Genomic DNA, 24803 nt, shown 5'->3' on the forward strand with positions numbered 1-24803 from the left:
GGAAAATGGGACAGGGCTTTACGGGAGCGGGCATGACCCAGCTGGCGGTGTTCGCCTCGCTGACGCTGGCCATCGCGCTGGCGACGTGGGCGACGCTGCGGCGCGAGGATCCGGGCGCCACCCGCAAGGACGTCTATCTGGCGGGGGGCAAACTGAACTGGCTGTTCGTCGCGGGCGCGATCACGCTGACCAATCTGTCGACCGATCAGCTTGTGGGCATGAACGGCAACCAGATGCTGCTGCTCGCCTGGTGGGAGATCAGCGGCTTTGTGGGCCTCCTGATCCTCGCCTTCGTGTTCGTGCCGATCTATTACCGCGCGGGCGTGACGACGGTGACCGAACTGCTCGAGCAACGCTATGGCGGGGGCGGAATCCGGACGCTGGTGTCGGCGCTGTTCCTGTTCGGCATGGTGCTGATCTATCTTCCTGCCGGGCTCTATTCGGGGGCATTGTTCCTGAAAACCGCGGGCATCGATTTTCCGCTCATGGCTCTGGCGGGCTTTCTGGGGGTGATTGCCGCCGCCTACACGATGGCGGGCGGCCTGCGCGCGGTGGCGGTGATGGAGACCTATTCGGGGATTGGCGTGCTGGCAATCGCGGTGCTGATCGTGATCCTTGCGCTGAACGCGGTCGACTGGGACCTCGCGCGCGGGGTTCCGGCCGAACGGCTGACGATGGTGGGCGCGGCCGACAGTCCGATCCCGTTCCACACCCTGTTTACCGGCATGATCTTCATCCAGATCTATTACTGGTCGACCAACCAGCCGATCACGCAAAAGGCGATGGCGGCCCCCAACGTGAAGGAGGCGCGCAAAGGCGTGCTGGCGGCGGCGGTTGTGCGGATCCTGATCATCCCCGCTATCGTGGTGATCCCGGGCGTGGCCGCGTTCCAGCTGTTCGGCGATATCGACGATGCCGCCTATGGCCGGCTGGTGGGCGAGGTCCTGCCGCCGTGGCTGTCGGGGGTGTTTGCCGCCGCGATCGCGGCTGCCGTGATCGCGCACACCGCCGCGGTGATGAACGCTGCGGTCGGGCTTTACGCGGTCGATTTTCACGAGAAGTTCGTGGGCAAGGTGGCCAACCACTGGCGCTTGTCGGCGATCATCACCGCGCTGCTGACCGTCATCTCCATCGCGCTGGTGCCGGTGTTTGCCAGCGCGACCAGCATCATCAACCTCCTCCAGCAATTGAACGGGCTGTCGTCGATGCCGATCCTGTCGGCCTTCATCGTCGGGTTGCTGTTCAAAGGCGTCGAAAGCCGCGCGGCGATTGTCGGGGTCATCTGGGGCTTTGCGACCTATGCCCTGTTCAGCTTCGTCGCCGAGCCTGCGGGCATGATCGGGCTGCACTACATCGACTTCATGGTGGTGACGCTGGTGACCAGCGTGATCGCGGCGCTCGCCTTCAACCGCTTTGTGCTGGGCGGGCGGGCACGGTTCGCGCCGCGCGAAGTGTTCGCCGGGCTGGCGAAGCGGTCAGCTGACGAGACGTTTGGATGAGCGCCGATACCGCCCGCCCCCACCGCCGGCACAATCCGCTCAACGGCGGGTGGGTGCAGGTCTCGCCCCAGCGCATGGGCCGGCCCTGGCAGGGCGAGGTTTCGCCCCCCGACCCGCTGCCGCCGGCCTATGATCCGGCCTGTTACCTGTGCCCCGGCAACACCCGCATCGGCGGCGCGGTGAACCCCGAGTACACGGGCGTCCACGTGTTCGATAACGACTTTCCCGCGCTCGAGGACACGCCGGGCAGCCCGCCCGGTGACGATCCACTGCTGCGTGCCGAGCCTTCGCCCGGCGTGTGCCGCGTGATCTGCTTCTCCCCCGATCACGCCAGGTCGCTCCCCCTGTTGACCCACGATCAACTGCGCAGCGTGGTCGACACCTGGGCGGCGCAATCCGCCGAACTTGGCGCGCGCTTCGCCAATGTGCAGGTGTTCGAGAACAAGGGCGCGATGATGGGCTGTTCCAACCCGCACCCGCACGGACAGGTCTGGGCAAGCGCGCATGTGCCGCACGAGGTCGCCACCGAGGATGCGCGCCAGCGCGACTGGCTGGCACGGCACGGCAGCGCGCTGCTGACCGATCTGGCCGAGCGCGAGGCGGCGAGCGAGCGCGTGGTCGAGATCAACGACGATTGGCTCGCGATCGTGCCTTTCTGGGCGGCGTGGCCGTTCGAGGTGCTGCTGTTGCCGCGTTTCGGGGTTGCGCGCCTGCCCGAACTTGCCGATGCGCAGCGCGCCAGCCTCGCGCAGATTTTGAAAGCGCTGACCACGCGTTACGACAACCTGTTTCAGACCAGCTTTCCCTATTCCTTCGGCTGGCATCAGGCGCCTTTCGGGATGCCGGATACGCGCCATTGGCAGCTTCACGCGCATTTCTACCCGCCGCTGCTGCGCTCGGCGAGCGTGCGCAAATTCATGGTCGGCTACGAAATGCTGGGCGAGCCGCAGCGCGACCTCACCCCCGAACGCGCCGCGCAGATGTTGCGCAGCGTCAGCGGCGCGGTGCATTATCGGCCCCAACACGAACAGGACACGCCATGAACCGCCGCGACAAACTGATCGCCCGCGCAGCAAGGGGCTTCCGCGCCGCATACGGCACCGATCCGGTGCGCTTTTACGCTGCGCCCGGGCGGGTGAACCTGATCGGCGAACATGTCGATTACAACGACGGCTTTGTCCTGCCCTGCGCGATCGACCGCGAAACCATCGTCGCCGCCGGCCCCGCGGCGCGCAGCAGCGGCGGGCCTCCAATGTTCGAGACGGTGGCGCTCGACATGGGCGAGGCGGCAAGCGCGCGCGACAGTTTCGATCCCGCCGCGCCGATCCGTCCGGGCCAGAACAACTGGCAGAACCACGTGCGCGGGGTGGTGCAGGCGCTGATCGATGCCGGCCACGCACCTGCGCCGATGCGGATCGCGGTCGCGGGCGATGTGCCGATCGGGGCTGGGCTGTCCTCGTCCGCGGCTTTCGGAGTGGCGACCGCGCTCGCCTGTTCGGACTGGTCGGGGCTGGGGCTTGCGCCCGAAACGCTCGCCCGCGCGGCGCAATGGGCCGAGAACGAATTCGTCGGCTGCGCATGCGGAATCATGGACCAGATGGCCTCGGCCGCGAGCATCGCAGGCCATGCGCTGCTGCTCGATTGCCGCACGCTCGAACACATGCCGATCCCGGTGCACCCTGCGCTCGCCATCACGATCATCGACACCGGCATCCGCCGCAATCTGACCGAAAGCGCCTTCAACCAGCGCCGCGCCGAATGCGAAGCGGCCGCCGCGCATTTCGGGGTCGACGCGCTGCGCGATCTCGATCCGGACGGGCTGGCGGCGGGCGAGGGCGGGCTCGACCCCGTGCTCTATCGCCGCGCGCGTCACGTGGTGGGCGAAATCGCGCGGGTCGAACCGGTCGCGGTGGCGCTGGCCCGCGGCGACACCGCGCAGCTCGCCCGCGTGATGCGCGAGGCGCACCTGTCGCTGTCGCAGGATTTTGCCGTCTCGCTCCCGCCGATCGACCGGCTGGCGCAGATGGTGTCCGAACATCTGGGCGATGCGGGCGGGGTGCGTTTGACAGGGGCAGGCTTTGGCGGCTGTCTGGTCGCGGTCAGCACGCCCGATGCTGCAGGCGCGATCGATGATGCGGTCGCGCGCTACAACGTCGATGCCGATCTGCCCGCACGCGCGGAAACCTATCGCGCGGCCAGCGGCGCAGGCGCGATCGCCGCGCCCTGACATGACTCGGCCACCGGCAAGCGGGGACGGCGATCTTGGGTGATTTACAGATATAAAAATATCTTTATATGATCCCGGTCATGCTGATCGAGGACATCTTCAAGGCGTTGGGCGATCCCACCCGGCTGCGCATCGCGCGGTTGCTCGGCGCGATGGAACTGGCGGTGGGCGAACTTGCGCAGGTGCTCGGCCAGAGCCAGCCGCGCGTGTCGCGCCATGTCGGTATCCTGTGCGATGCGGGGCTGGCCGAAAGGCGGCGCGAAGGCAGCTGGGTGTTCCTGCGGCAGAGCGAACAGCGCGGAGCCCTGATCGACGCGGTGCAGCAATTGCTTGGCCTTGCCGAACACGAGGAACCCGGCTTTGCCGCGCTGTGCGAGGCCGACCGCAGGAAACTCGCCGCGATCCGCGACGCGCGCGAGGCGGCGGCGGAAACCTATTTTGCGCGCCATGCGGGCGAATGGGACGATCTGCGCGCGCTGCACAGCGCCGATGCCGAGGTCGAAACGCGCCTCGCCGATGCGCTTGGCGATGCGCCGCTGGGCCACCTGCTCGACATCGGCACGGGCACGGGCCGGATCGCCGAATTGTTCGCGCAAGCGGCCGAGCGTGTGGTGGCGCTCGACAAGAACCTTGAAATGCTGCGCGTCGCGCGCGCCAAGCTCCAGCATCTGCCCGCCAGCAGTGTCGAGCTGGTGCAGGGCGATTTTGCCGATCTGCCCTTTGCCGATGCCAGTTTCGACACCGTGATCCTGCACCAGGTGCTGCATTTTGCCGCCGATCCCGCACCTGCGCTCGCCGAAGCGGCGCGCGTGCTGCGCGGCGGCGGGCGGATCGGAATCGTCGACTTCGCCAGCCACGATCACGAGGAATTGCGCACCCGCCACCAGCACGTGCGGCTGGGCTTTTCCGACCGGCAGATGGCCGACATGCTGAAAGCCGCAGGCTTTGCCGCGCGCCCACCGCAGGCGCTCGATGGGGGCAAGCTGGTGGTCAAGATCTGGACCGCCACCCGCCGCCCCGGCGCCGCTCCTACCCCCGCTTCCACCAAGACCACCGCTCTGGAATCCGCGACATGACCCCGACGCTCGACCAACTCAACGAATACCGCACCGCCACCGACACGCCGCTGTTTTCAGGCCTGCCGGGCGATGTCGCGGTGAGCTTCGAATTCTTCCCGCCCAAGAGCGCGAAGATGGAAGAACAGTTGTGGGACGCGGTGACGCAGCTGAAGCCGCTGGGCCCCAGCTTCGTCTCTGTCACCTATGGCGCGGGCGGATCGACGCGCGAGCGCACCCATGCCACCGTGGCGCGGATCATTGCCGAGGCTAAGCTCCCGGCGGCGGCGCACCTGACCTGCGTTGCGGCGAGCAAGGACGAGATCCGCGAGGTTGCCGAACAATATTGGGACGCGGGCGTGCGGCACATCGTCGCGCTGCGCGGCGATGCGGGCGAACCGGGCGCGCCCTTCGTGCCGCACCCGGAAGGCTATGCCAGCGCGGCTGAACTCGTCGCAGGGCTGAAAGCCATCGCGCCGTTCGAGATTTCGGTCGCCGCCTATCCCGAGACCCACCCCGATGCGGCCTCGGCGGAGGCGGATATCGACAATTTGAAGCGCAAGCTCGATGCCGGCGCGACCCGCGCGATCAGCCAGTTCTTCTTCTCGCCCGAAGCCTTCTTCGCCTTCCGCGACAAGTGCGCTGCGGCAGGGATCGATGCGCCGATCCTGCCCGGCATCCTGCCTGTCACCAACGTGGCGCAGGCGAGAAAGTTCGCCTCTGCCTGCGGTGCGGCGATCCCGGCGTGGATGGATGGCCTCTTCGAAGGGCTCGACGAAAAGCCCGCCGCACGCCAGCTGGTCGCGGCCACAGTCGCCGCCGAACTGTGCCGCCGGCTTTACGCGGGCGGGGTGCGCGATTTCCACTTCTACACCCTCAACCGGCCCGAGCTCGCCTATGCGATCTGCCACATGCTCGGCAAACGCCCCCAAGAAACCGGAAGCGTCGGAGACAACGCATGAACGCCCGCGCACAACTCCAGGCCGCCGCTGCGAGCCGCGTGCTGATTTTCGACGGCGCCTTCGGGACGCAGATCCAGAACCGCAAGCTGTCCGAGGCGGATTATGCGGGCGATCTTGGCCTCAGCGCCGACCAGAAGGGCAACAACGACATTCTCGCGCTGACGCGGCCCGATGTGATCGCGGACATTACCCGCGCCTATCTCGATGCCGGCTCGGACGTGGTCTCGACCAACACCTTCTCGGCCAACCGCATCAGCCAGGCCGATTACGCCGCCGAAGGTCTGGTGCGCGAAATCAACGTCGCCAGCGGGCAGATCGCGCGCGAACTGGCCGATGAATACGCCGCGAAGGATGGCCGCCCGCGCTTTGTCGCAGGCGCGATCGGGCCGACCAACAAGACGCTTTCGCTCAGCCCCGATGTCGAAGACCCGGGTTTCCGCGAGATCGACTTCGACGAACTGGTCGCGGTCTACAAGGAACAGGCCGAAGCATTGATCGAAGGGGGATGCGATTTCATCCTGATCGAAACCGTGTTCGATACCCTGAACGCCAAGGCCGGGATCATGGCAGTCAAGCATCTCGAGCGCGATCTGGGCCGGGAAGTGCCGGTGATGATCTCGATGACGCTGACCGACCTGTCGGGCCGCAACCTCTCGGGCCACACGGTCGAGGCCTTCTGGTATGCGGTGCGCCATGCGAACCCCGTCACCATCGGGCTGAATTGCAGCTTCGGCGCGGATCAGCTGCGCCCGCACGTCAAGGTGCTCTCGCAGATCGCGGACACGCTGCTGATGATCTATCCCAACGCCGGCCTGCCCAACGAGCTTGGCGAATATGACGAGATGCCCGAGACGACCGCAGGGCTGGTCAAGGACTGGGCCGATCACGGACAGGTCAATATCCTTGGCGGATGCTGCGGATCTTCGCCGGCGCACATCGCCGCGATCGCCCGCGCAGTCGCCAACAGCGAACCGCGCACGGTGCCTTCGCCCGCGCCGCAGATGCGGCTCGCCGGGCTCGAAGCGTTCATCGCCGCCTGATCCGAAGTGAAAGTTTGCAAGTGACCCAGACCTCCTCCTCCGCGCGCTTCATCAATATCGGCGAGCGCACCAACGTCACCGGTTCGGCCGCGTTCAAGAAGCTGATCATGGCGGGCGATTATGCCGCCGCGGTCGAAGTCGCGCGCCAGCAGGTCGAAAACGGCGCGCAGGTGATCGACGTCAACATGGACGAAGGGCTGCTCGACGCGGTCCACGCGATGACGACGTTCCTCAAGCTGATCGCCGCCGAGCCCGATATCGCCCGCGTCCCGGTGATGATCGACAGCTCGAAATTCCACGTGATCGAGGCGGGCCTCAAGTGCGTGTCGGGCAAGCCGATCGTCAATTCGATTTCGATGAAGGAAGGCGAAGCCCAGTTCCTCGAACACGCGCGGATCTGCATGGATTACGGCGCGGCCGCCGTGGTCATGGCCTTCGACGAGACGGGGCAGGCCGACACCAAGGCGCGCAAGGTGGAAATCTGCAAGCGCGCCTATGACCTGCTCGTGGGTGAAGGCTTCCCGCCCGAAGACATCATCTTCGACCCCAACATCTTTGCGGTCGCCACCGGCATCGAGGAGCACAACAATTACGGCGTCGACTTCATCGAGGCGGTGAAGGAATTGCGCGAATTGTGCCCCCATGCGCATTACTCGGGCGGCCTCTCCAACCTCTCCTTCAGCTTCCGCGGCAACGAGCCGGTGCGCCGCGCGATGCATTCGGTGTTCCTCTACCACGCGATCCCCGCCGGGCTCGACATGGCGATCGTCAACGCAGGGCAATTGGACGTTTACGACCAGATCGACCCCGCCTTGCGCGATGCCTGCGAGGACGTGATCCTCAACCGCGATCCCGACGCGACCGAACGCCTCATCGCGCTTGCCGAAAGCTTCAAGGGCAAGAGCGTCGCGGACGAAAAGGCCGCCGAAGAATGGCGCGGCTGGGCGGTCGCAAAGCGATTGGAACACGCGCTGGTCAAGGGCATCGACGCGCATATCGTCGACGACACCGAAATCATGCGTGCCGAAATCGCTGCCAAGGGCGGCCGCCCGATCGAAGTGATCGAAGGCCCCTTGATGGACGGCATGAACGTGGTCGGCGACCTGTTCGGCAGCGGCAAGATGTTCCTGCCGCAGGTGGTGAAATCCGCGCGCGTGATGAAGAAAGCGGTCGCCCATCTCATCCCCTTCATCGAGGCGGAAAAGGACCTGCTTCCCGAAGAGGAACGCAAGGCCAAGGGCAAGATCATCATGGCGACGGTGAAGGGCGATGTTCACGACATCGGCAAGAACATCGTCGGCGTGGTGCTCCAGTGCAACGGCTATGACGTGGTCGACCTTGGCGTGATGGTGCCCTGGCCCACGATCCTTGCCGCGGCGCAGGAACACAAGGCCGACATGATCGGCCTGTCGGGCCTCATCACCCCGTCATTGGACGAGATGGTCACGGTCGCCGAGGAAATGCAGCGTGCGGGCATGACCATGCCGCTGCTGATCGGCGGGGCGACCACATCGAAGGTCCACACCGCGCTGAAGATCGACCCGGCTTACGAAGGGCCGGTGATCCATGTGCTCGATGCGAGCCGCGCGGTGGGCGTGGCCTCCAAGCTCCTCTCCGACACCCAGCGCGACGATTACGTCACCGAGGTCGCCGACGAATACACCCACGTCCGCGATGCGCGCAGCGGCAAGTCGCAAAGCGTGCTGCTGCCGATCGAGGAAGCGCGGGCCAATTTCTACGACGCCTTCCTTTCGGACAAGCCCGCGCCGCCCGAACAGCCGGGCCTGCATGTCTTTGCCGACTGGGATCTGGCGCACCTGCGCGACTTCATCGACTGGACGCCGTTCTTCCGCGCGTGGGAACTGCACGGCAACTACCCCGCGATCCTCACCGACGAGGTGGTGGGCGAAACCGCGACGCAGCTGTTCGCCGATGCCAATGCGATGCTCGACCAGGTGATCGCGGAGAAGTGGCTCACCGCACGCGGCGTTGCCGGGCTGTGGCCCTGCGCGCGCGACGGCGACGATGTGACGATCCACCTGCCCGAAACCGGAAGCCATGTGCGCCTTCCCTTCCTGCGCCAGCAGGTCAAGAAAAGCCGCGACCGGGCCAACATGTGCCTGGCCGACTTCATCGACCCGGCGGGCGACTGGATCGGCGGCTTTGCGGTCGGCATTCACGGGATCGAGCCGCATTCGGCGCGTTTCCAGGCGGACAAGGACGATTATTCCGACATTCTGCTGAAAGCGCTGGCCGACCGTTTTGCCGAAGCCTTTGCCGAGGCGCTCCACCAGCACGTGCGCACCACGCTGTGGGCCTATGCGCCGGGTGAACAGCTCACCAATGCGGCGCTGATCAAGGAGGAGTATCGCGGCATCCGGCCTGCGCCGGGATACCCTGCGTGCCCCGATCACAGCCTGAAGCCGATCCTGTTCGACCTGCTTGATGCGCCCGCCAATGCCGGGCTGACGCTGACCGAAAGCTTCGCCATGTGGCCGACTGCGGCGGTTTCGGGCTTTTATTTCGGTCATCCCGAAAGCCAGTATTTCGGTGTCGCCCGCGTCGGCCGCGACCAGTTGGAAGACTATGCCGCACGGCGCGGGGTGAGCGTCGAACAGGCCGAACGCTGGCTGAGGCCCAACCTCGACTGACCTTTGGGGCGGCACGGCCGGGGCGGGCTTTCCTACTCGCCTTCCGGCGCGCAGGATCGACGGCATGACCCTGCGCGCCGCCCATTATGTTCCGCCATCCGACCGCACACCTGCGGGCGGCGACTTTTCGCTTTCAGGACAGTGTCTCAAGCGTCTCATGCTTCAGCTTCGGCAAGTCCAAGCTGAACGAAAGCAGGCGGCGGCGGCGAATCAGGCCTCGGCCTTCACCCGTTCGCCCAGCTTCGCGATCAGCGGGGTGGCGAAGGGCTTGGTCAGCATCGTGCTGCCCACCGCCATCAGCAGCAGCGCGGTGAAGGTGGTGGGGGTTATCACCGCCTTGTCGAGCAGGATGTTGGCGAAGATGATCATGATCAGCGCCTTGGTCTGGAGCAGCCAGCCGATCAGGCTCGCCTCGGTGCGGCTCCAGCCCAGCAGCCGTCCGGCGATGTGGACGCCCAGGAGCTTACCCCCCACCGCTGCCGCCAGCAGCAGCGCAGCGACGCCGAACACGGCAAGCCCGCCGCCTTCCCACTGCGTGCGCAGGCCGGTCGAGAGGAAGAACACCGGCATGATCGTCAGCAGGACGGTGTTGCGGAACCGGTCCATCGCCTCGTGGCCGAACCACTTCGCATCGAGCACAACGCCCGCCAGAAACGCGCCGACCATGTAATGCAGCCCCGACCAGTCGCCCGCAAAGCCGCACACCGCGAGCCAGATCAGCCCCACCGCCCAGCGGTCGGCCTCGTTGATCCGCGCCATCAGGCGGCGGATCAGGAAGGCGGCGACCGCAAAGCCGGCAATGAAGATCGCCTGCCGCGCCAGCCGGTCGAAATCGAGCAGGATCAGCGCGAGCACACCCCAGATCGCGATGTCATCCAAGCTGGCATAGCGCAGGATCCGCTGGCCCAGCGCTTCGCGCAGGATAGCCAGCTTCTCCATCAGCAGCACGAGGATGGGCAGGGCGGTAACCGCGCAGGCCATCCCGATGCCGAGCAGCGCCTGCCAGTATTCGCCGTTCGCGCCGCGCCAGCCGGGAAATTGCAGGATCACCGCCGCCGCCGCAGTGCCCGCGAGCAGCGGCACGCCGAGCGCGAGGCCGGCGGTCAGCCCCGTCTCGCCGCGGTGTTTCCAGGCCTGCGACAGGTCAAGTTCGATCCCGGCGATCCACACGAACAGCATCACCGCCCACCACGCGACGCCGTTCAAGGCGGTGATCACGTCTGGGCGGAAGACGAAGGCGTAATAATCGGGGAACACCGCGCCCAGCACCCCGGGGCCAAGCAGGATGCCGCCGACGATCTGCACCACCACCAGCGGCGCCCAGTGATCGGTGCGCGCCACGCGCCATACCAGCCAGGGGACGGCGAAGATGATCGTCAGCGCGATCAGGTAGACTTCGGTGAGGTTCATCGCGGCCGCCTGTCTATTCAGCCGCCCTGCCTTGCGCAAACGGGTTTTCACCGGAGAAAGCTGCGCCTCGCCGATTGACGCGATGCAGCAATATGGGCAGGGCGAAATCGTCTTCCGCGCCGGGAGTGATTCTGGCGCGGGCAGGCGAGCGGGAGAGCCCGATGCACCCTTGATCGGGGGCAAAGGCGCCGAAGGAGCAACCGCCCCGGAAACTCTCAGGCCAACGGACCGCTCGGCTGCGTGACACTCTGGAAAGCGTCTTTTGCCGGTATGGCAAAAGGCCACCGAAGGGGAGGTTGGTCGTCTTTGCGGCCTGCCGAAGCTCTCAGGTCACCCGACAGAGGGGGCAGTTATTGTGGCGGCGCTTCGCGCGCTGCCGGACTGCCGTATTCTGTTCCCGGGGACACCCACGTGACCGATCAAGACACCGAAGATTTCGTCGAAGACATCGCGCTTGAGCCGCTGCCGCTCGATGCGTGGCACCGTGCGCGCGGGGCGCGGATGGTGCCCTTCGCCGGTTACGACATGCCGATCCAGTATGCCGGGCCGCACGGCGGGATCGTCGCCGAACACAACTGGACGCGGCAGAACGCGGGCCTGTTCGATGTGTCGCACATGGGCCAGCTGCTATTGTCCGGCCCGGGTCTCGATGCCGCGGTCGAAGCCGTGCTGCCGATCGACCTGTCGACGCTGAAAGTCGGTCAGCAACGCTATTCGCTGCTGCTCGATGAAGAGGGCGGGGTGCTTGACGACCTGATGGTCTCGCGCTGGCCCGATGCGCTTCACCTTGTCGTCAACGGCGCGACCAAGTGGGACGACATGGGGACGCTGCGTGAGGCGCTGCCTGACGACATCACGATGAACTACCTCGATGACCGCGCCTTGCTGGCACTGCAGGGCCCCAAGGCCGCCGAAGCGCTGGCCCGCCACGCGACCGGCGAGCATCCGCTGTCGGCGCTGACCTTCATGAAGTTCGGCCGGTTCCAGCTTGCAGGCCACGATGTCACCATTGCGCGCGCGGGCTATACCGGCGAGGACGGGTTCGAGATCTCGCTGCCCGCCGAAGCTGCCGCCGAAATCGCGGATCTGCTCTGCGCCGAACCCGAAGTCGAGCCGATCGGGCTCGGCGCGCGCGATTCGCTGCGGCTTGAGGCAGGCCTGCCGCTTTACGGCCACGACATGACCCCCGAAACTTCGCCGATCGAGGCGGGGCTCACCTTCGGAATCAACAAGCGCCGCCGCAGTGAAGGCGGCTTCCCCGGTGCCGCGCGGATCAACCGCGAGATCGCCGAAGGCACGGGCCGCAAGTGGGTCGGCCTCCGGATCGAAGGCCGCCTGCCCGCGCGCGAAGGCGCCGAAGTCTTCAACGGCGCCGAGAAGATCGGGATCGTCACCAGCGGCGGCTTTTCGCCCACGCTGCAAGCGCCGATCGCAATGGCCTATGTCGCTGCCGAACATGCGGCCATCGGCACCGCGCTCGAAGTGGAAGTGCGCGGCAAGCGCCTTGCCGCCACCGTTTCGCCCACACCATTTGTCCCGCACCGCTACTACAGGGGGAATTGACCCATGCGTTACTACACCGATGAACACGAATGGATCGACGTTGAAGGCGATATCGCCACGGTCGGCATCACCGAATATGCGCAAGGCCAGCTGGGCGACATCGTGTTCGTCGAACTGCCCGAAGTCGGCGCGATGATCGAACAGGGCAAGGATGCCGCCGTGGTCGAAAGCGTCAAGGCCGCGAGCGACGTCTACGCCCCGATCACGGGCGAGATCACCGAAGTGAACCCCGCGCTTGAGGAAGACCCTTCGCTGGTCAACACCTCGCCCGAAGACGGCGGCTGGTTCTTCAAGATGACCATCGCCGCCGAAGCCGAGCTTGACGCGTTGATGGACGAAGACGGCTACAAGGCCTTCATCGAGGATCTCTAGAGACGGCGCGGGCGGGGGCGCAGGTTTCCCCGCCGGCACGTCCACCGATCGGCCCGCAAGACCCGGCCACGCGCCTTCCTGACCTTCCCAGCCACGGACACCCCTCTCCCATGCGCTACCTTCCTTTGACCGATACCGACCGGCAAGCGATGCTGGCAAAAATCGGCGCTTCGGCGATCGACGACCTGTTCGTCGATGTGCCCGAGGTCGCCCGGCTCGACGGCCCGATCCAGGGGTTGCCGATGCATGCGAGCGAGATGGCGGTCGAGCGCCACATGAAGGCGCTGGCGGCAAAGAACTTGGTCGCGGGCGACGTGCCCTTCTTCATCGGCGCGGGCGCATACCGCCACCATGTCCCGGCCAGCGTCGACACCATCATCCAGCGCGGCGAGTTTCTGACCGCCTACACGCCCTACCAGCCCGAAATCGCGCAGGGCACGCTGCAGATGCTGTTCGAGTTCCAGACGCAGGTTGCGCGCCTCTATGGCTGCGCGGTGGCGAATGCCTCGCTCTATGACGGCTCGACCGCGTGCTGGGAGGCCGTCGCGATGGCGACCCGCGTGACCAAGCGCAAGCGCGCGGTGCTTTCGGGCGCGCTGCACCCGCATTATGCGCAGGTGGTGAAGACCATGGCGCACTTCACCGGCGACGAAATCGCCGACGCGCTGCCCGCGATCACCGCGGAGCCCGATTTCGACGGGCTGATCGCGCGGATCGACGATCAGACCGCCTGCGTCGTGGTGCAATATCCCGATATCCTGGGGCGGATCAGCGATCTGACCCCGCTGGCCGAAGCCGCGCATGCCAAGGGCGCGCTGCTGGTGGTGGTCAACACCGAGCCTGTCGCTTTGGGCGCTTGTCGGAGCCCTGGCGAAATGGGCGCCGACATCGTGGTGGGCGAAGGCCAGTCGCTGGGCGTCGGCCTGCAATTCGGCGGGCCTTACCTCGGCCTGTTCGCCGTGCGCGATCCCAAGCATGTGCGCCAGATGCCGGGCCGGCTGTGCGGCGAGACGACCGATGCGGAAGGCAAACGCGGCTTCGTGCTGACGCTCTCGACCCGCGAACAGCACATTCGCCGCGAAAAGGCGACCAGCAACATCTGCACCAATTCCGGCCTCTGTGCGCTCGCCTTCAGCGTCCATATGACGCTGCTGGGTGAGACGGGCCTGAGGCAGCTTGCGGCGGAAAACCACCGCCTCGCCTGCCTTGCCGCCGACCGATTGGCACGCGTGCCGGGGGTCGAGGTGCTGAACCGCGCCTTCTTCAACGAATTTACTGTGATGCTCGGCGGCAAGCCCGCGCGCGCAATCGTGCGCGATCTGGCGGATCGCGGCGTGCTTGGCGGCGTGTCGCTCGGGCGGCTCTATCCGGGCGTCGAAGCGCTCGAACACGGGCTGCTGGTCGCGGTGACCGAAACCACCACCGAAGAGGACATCGAGCGTCTCGCCGCCGAACTTGAAGCCGCCATCAAGGAGACTGCACAGTGAACGCCCCCAACAAGAGCGGCTGGAAGCCCGAGATGCAGGCCGCCGCCGACGGGTTCCACGGCGGCCCGGTCACCACCACCGGCAATCGCGGGCTGATGCTCGAAGAACCTTTGTTGTTCGAAATCGGCCGCGCGGACGTGACCGGCGTCGATCTGCCTGAGGTCGATGCAAGCGCACCGACCCGGCTGGGCGGCCTTGCCCGCAGCGCCGCGATCGGCCTCGTCGGTCTGACCGAACCCGAGACCGTGCGCCACTACACGCGGCTGTCGCGGCAGAACTACGGCATCGACCTCGGCTTCTTCCCGCTCGGAAGCTGCACGATGAAGCACAACCCGCGGCTCAACGAGAAGATGGCGCGGCTTCCCGGCTTTGCCGACATCCACCCGCTCGCCCCGCAGTCGAGCGTGCAGGGCGCGCTAGAAGTCGTGCATCAGCTGGGCCACTGGCTGTGCACGCTGACCGGGATGCCCGCGGTCGCGATGAGCCCCAAGGCGGGCGCGCATGGCGAATTGTGCGGCATCCTCGCGATCCGCGCGGCGCACGAAGCCCGCGGCGATGCGCGCGAGGTCGTGCTGGTGCCCGAAAGCGCGCACGGCACCAACCCTGCGACCGCAGCTTTCGCGGGTTACCGGGTGGAAGATATCCCCGCGACGCCCGAAGGCCGCGTCGATGTCGCCGCCTTGAAGGCCCGTCTGGGGCCGGATGTTGCCGGCGTGATGATCACCAACCCCAACACCTGCGGATTGTTCGAAAAGGACTTCCGCGAAATCGCCGATGCGGTTCACGCAGCTGGTGGCTACGTCTATTGCGACGGGGCGAATTTCAACGCCATCGTCGGCAAGGTGCGCCCCGGCGACCTTGGCGTCGATGCGATGCACATCAACCTCCACAAGACCTTCTCCACCCCGCACGGCGGCGGCGGACCGGGTTCGGGGCCGGTGGTGCTGTCCGAAGCGCTCGCGCCCTATGCCCCGCTGCCCTTTGTCCGCAAGGACGATGCGGGCGCGTTCTATCTGGTCGAGGAAGAGCATGGCGATGAATGCGGCCCGACCTTTGGCCGGATGACCGCGTTCCACGGCCAGATGGGGATGTTCACCCGCGCGCTGACCTATATCCTCAGCCACGGGGCCGATGGCTTGAAGCAGGTCGCCGAAGACGCGGTGCTCAACGCCAATTACATCCTGCGCAGCATGGAGGACATTCTCCACGCGCCGTTCGGTGCCAGCGGGCCGTGCATGCACGAGGCGCTGTTTGGCGACAAGGATTTCGCCAACGGGCTTTCCACGCTGGATGTCGCCAAGGGACTGATCGATGAGGGCTATCACCCGATGACGGTCTATTTCCCGCTGGTGGTGCACGGCGCGATGCTGGTCGAGCCGACCGAGACCGAGAGCAAGGCCGCGATCGACCAGTTCATCACCGCGTTCCGCGCCGTGGTGGAGCGTGCGCTCGGCGGGGACGAGGCACTGAAGCAGGCGCCTTACTATTCGCCGCGTCGCCGGCTCGACGAAACCGGCGCGGCGCGCAAGCCGAAGCTGGCTTACGAGGGGTAAGCGGCAACCGGAAGGTTTACGGCAAGGGAGGGGCGGGCGGTGTGTCCGCCCCTTTGTCTTCGGGTTCGACCACCAGCCTGAACTGCTTCAGGTTGACGATCGCGACATAGAAGCCGACCACCGCGAGCAGGCTTGACCCCAGCACCGCAAAGCCTGCGCCCTGCGCGCCTTTCCACTCGATCGCCATTTGCAGCATGACCAGCGCAAGGATCGTGGGGAACAGCCGGACGAGGAAGGCGACATGCGCCTTGCCCGCCGAAATCAGCAGGCTCTCAAGGCTCGCCCCCACCAACTCGACCGCGCCGGCGATGGAGAGAATGATCATCGCCCAGTAAAACCCGGTGAATTCCGGCCCGGCAATCAGCGCAAGGCCCGGACGGCCGAACAGGATCGCGGTGATCACCGCAGTCACCCCGGCAATCGCGGCGATGTTGGCCATGCGCCGCGCCATCTCGACCGCGCCGTCGCGCGACTGCACCAGTTCGGGCAGGATCGCCTTGGAGATCGTCTGCGCCAGCGCGATCAGCGCCACGCCGAGCTGGTTGGCGATCCGGAAACCGCCCGCCAGATAGGCCCCGCCAAACGTGCCGACGAGCAGGATCATCACCTGCTTGCCCGCGACCGCAAGGCTGCCCGACAGGTTGGTCGAAAGCACGAACCGCCACACCCCGTCATACCGCGCCGGGATCGCCTTCAAACTGACCGAGGCGAGGCTGACGGGCTGCACCCGCGCGGCCACCCACCACAGCGAAACCGCAGTGCCGATTTCCGACGCGGCAAAGGCGAGGATGAAGCCGGTCACATCGGGCATCAGCCACCATGCAAGGCCCGCACCGCCCGCGCGGATGATCGGCTGCACCGCCTCGGCCCCGGTCGCGCGGCCATATTCGTTATGCAGCCGCAGCATGCCGGTTGGCGTGGTGCGGATCGTCATCACCGAAATCACGCAATACCAGAAGGTCAGCCACATGAGATCGGGCGGCACGTCGAGCCACAGCGGCGCGCTGAGCACCAGTGCCGCCGACGCGATCGTGCCGCCGATCATTGACACGAGATCGAGCGCGACCGCGAACCCCGTTGCCTCGCGTGCGCGGGCGATATCGACCCCGGGATTGTCGGGATCAGCGCCCCAACGCACGATGAACTGCCAGGTCTGGAAGCTCGAAAAACCCGTGACCGCTTGGCCCAGCGCGATGATCAGCGCCATCTGGCCAAAGCCGACCGTTCCCAGCGTGCGCGCGGCAATCGCGAGGTAGACGAGGCTGAGCACCGCGTTGAACCCGCGCCCGCCCAAGAGCCAGCCCATATTGGCGAAAACCCGCTGCATCGCGTGTCAGGCGCAGGCCCAGCGATGCGCCGAGGCGGGCAGGGGCGAGGTAAGCATGATCGCGCCCTTAACCGCAAATTGCGGGTTTAGCCAAGCGGGATCGCGCGCGGCGGTCCGCCGCCGCACGCGATGCAGCTCTGCGATCAGGCAGGGCAGGGCTTCAGCGTGCGTGCCTCGCTCGTCCCTGCGCCGGTGTCGCGAACGGTGAGGCGGCGGCCATCGCCGTCGCCGCGCACGCTCAGCACCATGCCCATGTTCCAGCTTTCGCCTTCGCCCGTCATCGCGAGGTCGACCGCCGCGCTGCCATCGGCCTGCGGGGTGACTGTGGTGACCTTGCCCTCGCTTTCATAGAAGCCGATCGTGCCTGTGGCGATTTCCAGCCGCATATCCGATGCCGGCTCGCAACTGCCGCTTTCGGCATCCCATACGCCGTGGAATGCCGCCGGGATCGCGGTCAGCGTCGCTGCGGGCGGGGCGGCCGGGGCCATATCGCCCGGCGTGCCTTCGGTATCCGCGGTGACGACCTCGGCGGTCGCCGGGGCTGCGGGCGGCTCGGCGGTTTCGCTGCCGCATGCAGCCAGCATGAGCGTGAGCGCAGGGGCGAGAAGGGTAAGCCGGTTCATATCGTTTATCCCATCGTCGGAATGATGAAGGCGTTCGATCCGTCCTGCGCGCCATCGGGCCAGCGCTGGGTGATCTTCTTGTTCTTGGTCCAGAACCTGAGGCCCTCGGTGCCGTATTGGTCGATGTCGCCAAAGCCCGAACGCTTCCACCCGCCGAAGCTGTGATAGGCGACCGGCACCGGGATCGGCACGTTGATGCCGACCATGCCCACGTTCACCCGCGCGGCGAATTCGCGCGCGGCGTGGCCGTTGCGGGTGAAGATCGCGACACCGTTGCCATACTGGTGTTCAGACGGCAGGCGCACCGCTTCCTCGAAATCGGCCGCGCGCACGATCTGCAGCACGGGGCCGAAGATTTCTTCCTGATACGAGCGCATCTGCGGGGTGACGTGGTCGATCAGCGTGGGGCCGACGAAGAAACCCTTTTCATGGCCCTGAAGGCTGAACCCGCGCCCGTCGACGACGATCTCCGCGCCTTCTTCTTCAGCAGTGGTAATCCACTGTTCGATCCGCGCCTTGTGTTCGGGCGTGACGACAGGGCCATAATCGGCTTCGGGATCGTTCGAGACGCCGATGCGCAGGGCCGCGATCGATTTCAGCAGCTTTTCCTTCAATCGCTCGGCGGTTTCCTCGCCCACCGGCACCACCACGGGCAGCGCCATGCAGCGTTCACCCGCCGAGCCGAAGGCGGCTCCCGTCAGATCGGTGACGACCTGATCGAGATCGGCATCGGGCAGCACGATCCCGTGGTTCTTGGCGCCGCCGAAGGCCTGCACGCGCTTGTTGTTCGCAGCGCCGCGGCCGTAGATATATTGCGCGATGTCCGAGCTGCCGACGAAGCTGATCGCGGCGATATCGGGGTGGTCGATGATCGCATCGACCATTTCCTTGTCGCCGTGAACGACCTGAAGCAGCCCTTCGGGCGCGCCGGCTTCGAGGAACAGTTCGGCAAGCCGCACCGGCACGCTGGGATCACGCTCGGAAGGCTTGAGGATGAAGGCATTGCCCGCCGCGCAGGCCATGCCGAACATCCACATCGGGATCATCGCGGGGAAATTGAATGGGGTGATGCCGGCGCCGATGCCGAGCGGCTGGCGCAGCGAATAGACATCGATCCCCGGCCCGGCGCCGTGGGTGTATTCGCCTTTCATGATCTGCGGCAGCCCGCAGGCATACTCGATCACCTCGAGGCCGCGCTGGATATCGCCCTTGGCATCGGGAACGGTCTTGCCATGCTCGCTCGAAAGCAGTTCGGCGAGCGATTGCATTTCCGCTTCGACCAGCGCCTTGAAGGCGAACATCACCCGCGCACGGCGCTGGGGGTTGGTCGCGGCCCACGCGGGCTGGACGCGCTTGGCGGTTTCCACCGCGCGGGCGAGCAGCGCGGCATCCCCGAGGGCAACTTCGGCCTGCACTTCGCCGGTCGAGGGGTTCCAGATAGCGTGCTTGCGCGTGGGCGCGGGGGACTGGCCGACGATGAAGTGATCGATATGCCGCAGGGCCTGGGTCATGTGGGGGGTATCTCCTGTCTCTGCCGCCCCAATGCCCCCCGCGCGGCAGGCTTGCAAGCCTTGCCGCTCCCCTCAAAAGTGCTGGCCTTGGGGGCTGAGCGCGAGGCTGCGCGGCACCGCTGCGCGATCAATCGAAAATGTCGAAAATCGAACTGCGCTTGCGGCGATGACCATATTCCCCGCGCTCGCCATATTCTCCGCGCTCGCCGTATTCACCCGCCTCGCCATAGCCGCGATAGCCGCCGTGCGGCTGGTGGGGCGGGGGCGGGGGCGGGGCAACGGGGCGCTGCGGCGCTGCCGGCGGCGGGGCATTGTCCTGCGCCGCCGACATCAGCTTTTCCAGCTCGCCGCGGTCGAGCCACACCCCGCGGCAGGTCGGGCACATGTCGAATTGCACCCCGTCACGGTCGACGGTCTGCATCGAACTGTTGTCGTTGGGGCACAGCAGAAGCGGCATGGGTCATCCTTTGATTGCAGCCTATTCTGCGGGCCTAAGCCGACAATCGGGCGATTGTGCGGCGGCCGCTGCCTATTGTCCGGACGGGATGAGCGTGATCGCGGTCTGCCGCCCGTCGATGAAACGCACGGTCTTGCCATCGAAGAACGCGTCCTCCTCGGTGCGGAAGTCGACTTTCTGCCCGCCCCATTCGGGAACCGCGGCATAGGAGGTCAGCTCGATCGACCACGCGGTGTTCGGCCGGATCGGCCCGCTGCCGCGCGGGTCGGGGTTCTGGTTGTCCCAGAACCCGATCGCAGGCCCTGCGCCGTGGCCGTGATAACCGATGGGGTGCGAATAGATCGACGGGTCGAGCCCGGCGGCAATCGCCTTGGCGCGCGCCTCGGCCAGCGCTTCGTTGCCCGAACGTCCCGGCTTGAACGCCGCGCGCAGGAAATCCTGCACCTTGTTGCTGTTAGCGAGACCCGCGCGCAGCCCCGCAGGCGCCTCGGTCTCGCCGGGCTTCAGGACATAGGCAAGGTGCTGGGTATCGGTGTTGAGCCGCAGATAGGTGATGCCGAAATCGGTCCAGAGCAGATCGCCGGGCTGGATCACCTCGTCGCCTTCCAGCATGCCCTTTGCACCCTGCCGCTGGATCGCCACCGAAGGGTGGAACCACGGGTCAAGGCCAAGCTGCATCAACCGGTCGCGATACCACCATTGCACCTGTTCGGCGGTGGTGACCCCGGGGGTGATGACGCGGCGCGAAAACGCCTCGCCGATCACCGCGTGGGCGATCCGCACGATTGTGGGGTAGATTTCCGTTTCCGCAGGCGTGCGGGTTTCGAGCCAGCGGATCGCCAGCCCTTCGCCGCTGGTGACCCGTTCGTGCAGCGCAGCGGGCAGCGCCGCCATCATGCGGTCATACTGGCTCAGCGTCATGCCGTCGGCGAACTGGTAGAGATCGGAGGAATTGATCGCGATCCTGCGCGGGTCGCGCGCCGCGATGATCTCGGCCACCGCGGCCCATTGGTCGGGTTGCGTGTCGGGGTCCCACGCCGGTGCGAAAAATCCGCCAAGCCCGTAGCGGCTGACCGTCAAGCGTTCGACCGGCTTGCCGTTCCCGGGATCGAAGAAGATCAGGATGGTGCGGCGGCGCGCATGCATGTTTTCGGCATCGAGCATGGTGGCGACCACCGGTTCCTCGAAATATTCGCGCGCCACCAGCAACCACATGTCCACGCCTTCGGCTTGCATGATCTGCGGCATCAGCGTGTCGAGCCGTTCGGCAAGGATCCGGTTTTCGAGCGTCGCACGTTCGCGCGGCGACTGGATTTCAGGCAGCGTGGGGGCCGCGGTTTCCGTATCGGTCAAGGCTGGCGGCGCATCGGCAAGCGCGGGGTGGGCCACAAGGGCTGCTGCCAAAGCAAAGAAATGCCGTTTCATATTCCCATACCCCTTTCCGAACCCGAGGGCGCAGAGTGGCGGGGACTTGCGCCGGTATCAAGCGGTTCGCTATGTTTTGCCCCCGGGCCGACCGGTGCCTGATCGCAGCGTTGCAGGGGCATCCGGGTAGGCGTGCGATGATCCGGGCGTGCCAACGGCTGCATCGTGCAACGCGGATATGCATGTCCCGCGGCTTGCCGCACCGGCGCGCGCGCGGCTAACACCTGCACCGATGGACGATCAAACCCACCCGCTCGCCGTGCGCGCCTTGCTGGTCGATGCCGGCACCGTCACTGAAATCGGCCCCGAAACCGTCGCGGACTTTGCCGGGCCTGGGTTCGTCTGGCTGCATGTCGATGGCGCGGGCAAGCGGCAGGAGATGGACGTTCCCGATTACGTGCCGCACATGGCGGCCAATGCGTTGGTCGCAAGCGAGACGCGCCCGCGCTGCGATGCGGTCGATGCCGGCGTGCTGATCAACCTGCGCGGCACGGCCGCCGACACCATGCAAGACAGCGACGGGCTGGTTTCGATCCGGGTGTGGGTCGAAAACCACCGGGTCACCTCGGTCAGCCGTCACAGCATGGCGGCGCTGGGCAAAGTCGAGGCCGCGGCGCGCAGCGGAAGGATCGTCGACGGAGGCGATTTCGTTGCCGCGCTGGCGCATGCGATTTCGGTCGAGCTCGATCCCAAGGTTGCCGATCTGGGTGACCAGCTCGACGATTGCGAAGGCATGCTCGACGGGGGCAACATCTATGAACTGCGCCGGAATATCGCATGGATCCGCAGTCAGGCGATCGTGCTGCGCCGGTTCGTCGCGCCCGATCGCGATGCGCTGGGCCAGATGGCGCAGCTCGAATTCGCCTGGATCAGCAAGGACGACCGCCTGCACCTGCGCGAAGCGGCGGACCGGTTTGCGCGGATGGCCGAGGAACTGGAGGCGGTGCGCGAACGCGCCGCGCTGCTCCACGAACAATTGACCGATCTGCGCGCCGAAATGATCGATCAGCGCAGCCTGGGCATCGCGGTGACCGCCTTCATCTTCCTGCCGCTGACCTTTGTCACCGGCCTCTTGGGAATGAATGTGCAGGGCATTCCCTTTGCCGATCACCCGCAGGCGTTCTGGGGCGTGGTCGCATTCTGCGCGGTAATCGGCGCGGCGGTTCTGGCGTGGTTCAGCGTGCGCCACTGGCTGAGCGACTAGCGCGCTGAGCCGGTCAGGGGTTCAGCCATGCGGCGGTCATCGTCCCGCGGTGCCCTTCGGGTGCCAGCGCGGTGCGCAAGGCTTCGAGCAGCGGCGGCAGGCCCTGGGCAAAGGCATAGGGCGGGTTGACGACGAACAGCCCCGCGCCGTTGTAGATCCCCGGCTGATCGGCATCGTAAAGCCAGTGTTCGATATTCAGGAACTTGGGGATGCCAAGCTGGCGCAGCTTGTCCTTCCAGCGCTGGTGCGCGGCGCGGTCTTTCAGCGGATACCAGATCACGGTTACGCCGTGCGACCATTTGCGCTGCGCGGCGGCAAGGGTTGCAGTAATCCGCGCGCGTTCGTCGGTCTGCTCGTAAGGCGGGTCGACCACTACTACCCCGCGCGGGGTGCGCGTCGGCAGCATCGCAAGCCACAGCTCATAGGCGTCGCGTTCATGCACCGCAGCATTGCTCCCGCGCATCGCCCGGCGCAGCGCCTGCGCATCCTCGGGGTGCTTTTCGTTGAGGATCAGCACGTCCTGTTCGCGCAAAAGCTGCGCCAGGATGCGCGGGCTGCCCGGATAGAGCCGCAGTTCCTCCGGGCCTTCATTGACGCTCGCAACCGCCGCGCGGTAATCGCCGAGCAGGGGGTCGGCATCGGCCAGGGCGCGCAGCACGCCCTGCGCCGCCTCGCCGGTGCGCAGCGCGTCCGGCCCGCCCAGATCGTACAATCCGCAGCCCGCGTGGGTATCGATCAGCGTCAGCGCCGAGGGTTTGCGCTGGAGCGCCTTGACCAGCGCGATCAGCACCGCGTGCTTGACCACATCGGCGCTGTTGCCCGCGTGGAACGAATGGCGATAGTTCATACGGCGATTTCCATGAAGGTTCCCGGGGCCAGCCCCTCCAGCGTCCAGTCGCCGATCGACCAGCGCACCAGCCGCAAGGTCGGCAAGCCGACCGCGGCGGTCATCCGCCGCACCTGCCGGTTGCGCCCTTCGCGGATGGTCAGGCTGATCCACGCGTCGGGCACCGATTTGCGCACGCGGATCGGCGGATCGCGCAGCCACAGATCGGGCGCGTCGATCCGCAACGCTTCAGCAGGCAGCGTCATTCCATCGTTGAGCGCGACACCTTGGCGCAACTGCGTAAGCGCAGCGTCATCGGGCGTGCCTTCGACCTGCACCAGATAGGTCTTGGGCAGCTTGAAACGCGGCTCGGAAATGCGCGCCTGAAGCCGGCCATCGTCGGTCAGCAGCAGCAGACCCTCGCTGTCACGGTCGAGCCGTCCGGCGGGATAGACGCCCTTGGCAGTGATGAAATCCGACAGCGTCGCGCGCGTGGTCGGCGATCCGCGATCGGTGAACTGCGACAGCACGCCGAAAGGTTTGTTGAACAGAAGCAGCCGGGCCATCGCGCGCCCATATCGCGCGATGGCGTTCGTGTCTGCCCGTGATGTGCGATGGCGCGCCCGGACAGGGGGCAGCGGCCGCACCCCTCCAAGGATCATGCCGTCAGAACCGCGCCGAGATCCCGGCGTAGATCTGCACATCGGGGGTCGCCTGATTAAGGCCGAAATTGCCCCCGACATCGAGCTGGAGCTCGTCCGTCAGCAGATAGGCCAAGGCGGCGTCGGCAGAATACTGGCGCACGGTTCCGGCGGGGTCCCAGTTCTGCGATGTCCACAATTCGGCCGCGATCGTGGTGCGCGGCGCGATCGGGTGGGCAAGGTTGACCACGCCCTGGAACTCCGGATGGCGATCGTCCGGCGCGAGGACATCGGCGAGCAGATTCAGTTGCGGCACGAGCGTCAGCGTGGCCTTGCCGACCGGCATCTGCACCGGCACGATCAGGCCGCCCTCCCACGCGCCATTGCCGATCCCGGTCGCGGCGGTGGGGGCCTTGACGAAGGGCAGCAGGGCGGCCTGCACCGCGCTTTCCGGGCCGGTCAGGCGCTGCTTGAAACGCACCGTCAGATCGCCCACCCCGGTCTGGCTGACGGTCTGCCCGCCCGCACGGGTGCGAACCTCGACCAGCGGTGCGAGGTTCAGCTGGATGTCGCTGTCGGGGCCAAGACCATATTTGAGCGTCGGATTGGTATAAAGCAGCACATCGGTTCGCCCAGCCGCGCCAGCGGCGATCCGGGTCCAGCTGAACAGATCGGCCTCGACCTGCACCATGCCTTCGGGAACGGTGCATACGGCGTTGCCTTTGGCCGGGCGATCGGTGCAGATCGGGCCGGGGCCGGATGCGGCCATGTCCTCCCCGACCGCCACTTGCGCGTCCTCTGCGGCGACCGGCATCGCCGCCGCGAGGCAGGCCGTCAGCGCGGTTGCGGTGAGCGTCAGGTTCGATTTTCTCATCATTCAGACCCTTAAGAAATTGCGGCGATCTCGATGCCGCCGAAGCGACGCCAATGGTCCCGGGCGCCGTGAAATCGCGATGCGGAAAAGCGGCGC

Annotated in this window: 21 protein-coding genes and 2 riboswitches; of the genes, 12 read left to right on the plus strand and 9 right to left on the minus strand. The window is 66.4% G+C overall.

Annotated features, from left to right (window positions below; translation table 11 throughout):
- Positions 1–32 precede the first annotated feature (32 nt).
- The 7 genes from A9D12_RS07275 (at position 33) to metH (ending at position 9434) form a co-directional block, all read left to right on the plus strand.
- Complete coding sequence (locus A9D12_RS07275) at positions 33–1499, plus strand: sodium:solute symporter family transporter (protein WP_068350688.1); 1467 nt, start codon at positions 33–35, stop codon at positions 1497–1499.
- A complete protein-coding gene (locus A9D12_RS07280) occupies positions 1496–2542 on the plus strand; it encodes a UDP-glucose--hexose-1-phosphate uridylyltransferase (RefSeq protein ID WP_068350689.1) in 1047 nt (348 codons plus the stop codon). Before A9D12_RS07275 ends, A9D12_RS07280 begins: the two co-directional genes overlap by 4 nt.
- On the plus strand, positions 2539–3726 hold the full coding sequence (galK, locus tag A9D12_RS07285) for a galactokinase (protein ID WP_068350690.1): 1188 nt from the start codon (positions 2539–2541) through the stop codon (positions 3724–3726). Before A9D12_RS07280 ends, galK begins: the two co-directional genes overlap by 4 nt.
- A gap of 80 nt (positions 3727–3806) precedes the next feature.
- Positions 3807–4802 carry an ArsR/SmtB family transcription factor gene (locus A9D12_RS07290; RefSeq protein ID WP_082925631.1) on the plus strand — a complete coding sequence of 332 codons (996 nt, stop codon included), beginning with the start codon at positions 3807–3809 and terminating at the stop codon, positions 4800–4802.
- A complete protein-coding gene (gene metF / locus A9D12_RS07295; RefSeq protein WP_068350692.1) occupies positions 4799–5743 on the plus strand; it encodes a methylenetetrahydrofolate reductase [NAD(P)H] in 945 nt (314 codons plus the stop codon). Before A9D12_RS07290 ends, metF begins: the two co-directional genes overlap by 4 nt.
- Complete coding sequence (locus tag A9D12_RS07300; protein WP_068350693.1) at positions 5740–6783, plus strand: homocysteine S-methyltransferase family protein; 1044 nt, start codon at positions 5740–5742, stop codon at positions 6781–6783. Before metF ends, A9D12_RS07300 begins: the two co-directional genes overlap by 4 nt.
- Positions 6783–9434, plus strand: a complete 2652-nt coding sequence (gene metH / locus A9D12_RS07305) for a methionine synthase (protein ID WP_418251579.1) — start codon at positions 6783–6785, stop codon at positions 9432–9434. Before A9D12_RS07300 ends, metH begins: the two co-directional genes overlap by 1 nt.
- A 210-nt stretch (positions 9435–9644) precedes the next feature.
- On the opposite strand, the gene A9D12_RS07310 is transcribed toward metH, so the two are convergent.
- Positions 9645–10844: a cation:proton antiporter gene (locus tag A9D12_RS07310; RefSeq protein WP_068350695.1), complete on the minus strand. Its 1200-nt coding sequence runs from the start codon at positions 10842–10844 to the stop codon at positions 9645–9647.
- 139 nt (positions 10845–10983) lie between these two features.
- A riboswitch (glycine riboswitch) is annotated at positions 10984–11085 on the plus strand.
- A riboswitch (glycine riboswitch) is annotated at positions 11086–11195 on the plus strand.
- 60 nt (positions 11196–11255) lie between these two features.
- Between A9D12_RS07310 and gcvT the strand changes: the two genes are divergently transcribed.
- The 4 genes from gcvT to gcvPB all read left to right on the plus strand — a co-directional run bounded on the left by gcvT (position 11256) and on the right by gcvPB (position 15819).
- Positions 11256–12407: a glycine cleavage system aminomethyltransferase GcvT gene (gene gcvT / locus A9D12_RS07315; RefSeq protein WP_082925450.1), complete on the plus strand. Its 1152-nt coding sequence runs from the start codon at positions 11256–11258 to the stop codon at positions 12405–12407.
- Between the two features lie 3 nt (positions 12408–12410).
- Positions 12411–12779 (plus strand): glycine cleavage system protein GcvH, encoded by a 369-nt coding sequence (gcvH, locus tag A9D12_RS07320; protein ID WP_068350696.1) that lies wholly within the window; start codon positions 12411–12413, stop codon positions 12777–12779.
- Between the two features lie 110 nt (positions 12780–12889).
- Positions 12890–14266, plus strand: a complete 1377-nt coding sequence (gcvPA, locus tag A9D12_RS07325) for an aminomethyl-transferring glycine dehydrogenase subunit GcvPA (protein ID WP_068350697.1) — start codon at positions 12890–12892, stop codon at positions 14264–14266.
- Between the two features lie 32 nt (positions 14267–14298).
- Positions 14299–15819, plus strand: a complete 1521-nt coding sequence (gcvPB, locus tag A9D12_RS07330) for an aminomethyl-transferring glycine dehydrogenase subunit GcvPB (RefSeq protein WP_231889747.1) — start codon at positions 14299–14301, stop codon at positions 15817–15819.
- Positions 15820–15835: 16 nt separating this feature from the next.
- Here the strand turns inward: gcvPB and A9D12_RS07335 are convergent, their stop codons facing one another.
- The 5 genes from A9D12_RS07335 to A9D12_RS07355 all read right to left on the minus strand — a co-directional run bounded on the left by A9D12_RS07335 (position 15836) and on the right by A9D12_RS07355 (position 21162).
- Positions 15836–17146, minus strand: coding sequence for a lipopolysaccharide biosynthesis protein (locus A9D12_RS07335; protein ID WP_068350699.1), 1311 nt, complete (start codon positions 17144–17146; stop codon positions 15836–15838).
- 143 nt (positions 17147–17289) lie between these two features.
- The gene (locus A9D12_RS07340; protein WP_068350700.1) at positions 17290–17769 is read right to left on the minus strand and encodes a hypothetical protein; all 480 of its coding nucleotides are present in this window, start codon (positions 17767–17769) and stop codon (positions 17290–17292) included.
- Positions 17770–17774: 5 nt separating this feature from the next.
- The gene (locus A9D12_RS07345) at positions 17775–19268 is read right to left on the minus strand and encodes a CoA-acylating methylmalonate-semialdehyde dehydrogenase (RefSeq protein ID WP_068353960.1); all 1494 of its coding nucleotides are present in this window, start codon (positions 19266–19268) and stop codon (positions 17775–17777) included.
- Positions 19269–19407: 139 nt separating this feature from the next.
- Positions 19408–19737 (minus strand): TFIIB-type zinc ribbon-containing protein, encoded by a 330-nt coding sequence (locus A9D12_RS07350; RefSeq protein WP_068350701.1) that lies wholly within the window; start codon positions 19735–19737, stop codon positions 19408–19410.
- A 72-nt stretch (positions 19738–19809) separates the two neighbouring features.
- Positions 19810–21162 (minus strand): M24 family metallopeptidase, encoded by a 1353-nt coding sequence (locus tag A9D12_RS07355; RefSeq protein ID WP_068350702.1) that lies wholly within the window; start codon positions 21160–21162, stop codon positions 19810–19812.
- Between the two features lie 232 nt (positions 21163–21394).
- On the opposite strand from A9D12_RS07355, the gene A9D12_RS07360 reads away from it, so the two are divergent.
- The gene (locus A9D12_RS07360; protein WP_082925451.1) at positions 21395–22366 is read left to right on the plus strand and encodes a CorA family divalent cation transporter; all 972 of its coding nucleotides are present in this window, start codon (positions 21395–21397) and stop codon (positions 22364–22366) included.
- A gap of 13 nt (positions 22367–22379) precedes the next feature.
- Here the strand turns inward: A9D12_RS07360 and A9D12_RS07365 are convergent, their stop codons facing one another.
- The 3 genes from A9D12_RS07365 to A9D12_RS07375 all read right to left on the minus strand — a co-directional run bounded on the left by A9D12_RS07365 (position 22380) and on the right by A9D12_RS07375 (position 24707).
- Positions 22380–23213, minus strand: a complete 834-nt coding sequence (locus tag A9D12_RS07365) for a 23S rRNA (adenine(2030)-N(6))-methyltransferase RlmJ (protein WP_068350703.1) — start codon at positions 23211–23213, stop codon at positions 22380–22382.
- On the minus strand, positions 23210–23758 hold the full coding sequence (locus tag A9D12_RS07370) for a pseudouridine synthase (protein WP_068350704.1): 549 nt from the start codon (positions 23756–23758) through the stop codon (positions 23210–23212). The genes A9D12_RS07365 and A9D12_RS07370 overlap by 4 nt, the downstream gene beginning before the upstream one ends.
- A gap of 100 nt (positions 23759–23858) precedes the next feature.
- Positions 23859–24707, minus strand: a complete 849-nt coding sequence (locus A9D12_RS07375; RefSeq protein WP_068353972.1) for a transporter — start codon at positions 24705–24707, stop codon at positions 23859–23861.
- Positions 24708–24803: the final 96 nt, after the last annotated feature.

The sequence above is a fragment of the Erythrobacter neustonensis genome (genome assembly GCF_001663175.1).
In the GTDB taxonomy this organism is placed as follows: domain Bacteria; phylum Pseudomonadota; class Alphaproteobacteria; order Sphingomonadales; family Sphingomonadaceae; genus Erythrobacter; species Erythrobacter neustonensis.

Coding starts and splice junctions, on each gene's coding strand:
- A9D12_RS07275 (WP_068350688.1), top strand. CDS start 33: ATGACCCAGCTGGCGGTGTTCGCCTCGCTGACGCTGGCCATCGCGCTG.
- A9D12_RS07280 (WP_068350689.1), top strand. CDS start 1,496: ATGAGCGCCGATACCGCCCGCCCCCACCGCCGGCACAATCCGCTCAAC.
- galK (WP_068350690.1), top strand. CDS start 2,539: ATGAACCGCCGCGACAAACTGATCGCCCGCGCAGCAAGGGGCTTCCGC.
- A9D12_RS07290 (WP_082925631.1), top strand. CDS start 3,807: ATGCTGATCGAGGACATCTTCAAGGCGTTGGGCGATCCCACCCGGCTG.
- metF (WP_068350692.1), top strand. CDS start 4,799: ATGACCCCGACGCTCGACCAACTCAACGAATACCGCACCGCCACCGAC.
- A9D12_RS07300 (WP_068350693.1), top strand. CDS start 5,740: ATGAACGCCCGCGCACAACTCCAGGCCGCCGCTGCGAGCCGCGTGCTG.
- A9D12_RS07310 (WP_068350695.1), bottom strand. CDS start 10,844: ATGAACCTCACCGAAGTCTACCTGATCGCGCTGACGATCATCTTCGCC.
- gcvH (WP_068350696.1), top strand. CDS start 12,411: ATGCGTTACTACACCGATGAACACGAATGGATCGACGTTGAAGGCGAT.
- gcvPA (WP_068350697.1), top strand. CDS start 12,890: ATGCGCTACCTTCCTTTGACCGATACCGACCGGCAAGCGATGCTGGCA.
- gcvPB (WP_231889747.1), top strand. CDS start 14,299: ATGCAGGCCGCCGCCGACGGGTTCCACGGCGGCCCGGTCACCACCACC.
- A9D12_RS07335 (WP_068350699.1), bottom strand. CDS start 17,146: ATGCAGCGGGTTTTCGCCAATATGGGCTGGCTCTTGGGCGGGCGCGGG.
- A9D12_RS07340 (WP_068350700.1), bottom strand. CDS start 17,769: ATGAACCGGCTTACCCTTCTCGCCCCTGCGCTCACGCTCATGCTGGCT.
- A9D12_RS07350 (WP_068350701.1), bottom strand. CDS start 19,737: ATGCCGCTTCTGCTGTGCCCCAACGACAACAGTTCGATGCAGACCGTC.
- A9D12_RS07355 (WP_068350702.1), bottom strand. CDS start 21,162: ATGAAACGGCATTTCTTTGCTTTGGCAGCAGCCCTTGTGGCCCACCCC.
- A9D12_RS07360 (WP_082925451.1), top strand. CDS start 21,395: ATGGACGATCAAACCCACCCGCTCGCCGTGCGCGCCTTGCTGGTCGAT.
- A9D12_RS07365 (WP_068350703.1), bottom strand. CDS start 23,213: ATGAACTATCGCCATTCGTTCCACGCGGGCAACAGCGCCGATGTGGTC.
- A9D12_RS07370 (WP_068350704.1), bottom strand. CDS start 23,758: ATGGCCCGGCTGCTTCTGTTCAACAAACCTTTCGGCGTGCTGTCGCAG.
- A9D12_RS07375 (WP_068353972.1), bottom strand. CDS start 24,707: ATGAGAAAATCGAACCTGACGCTCACCGCAACCGCGCTGACGGCCTGC.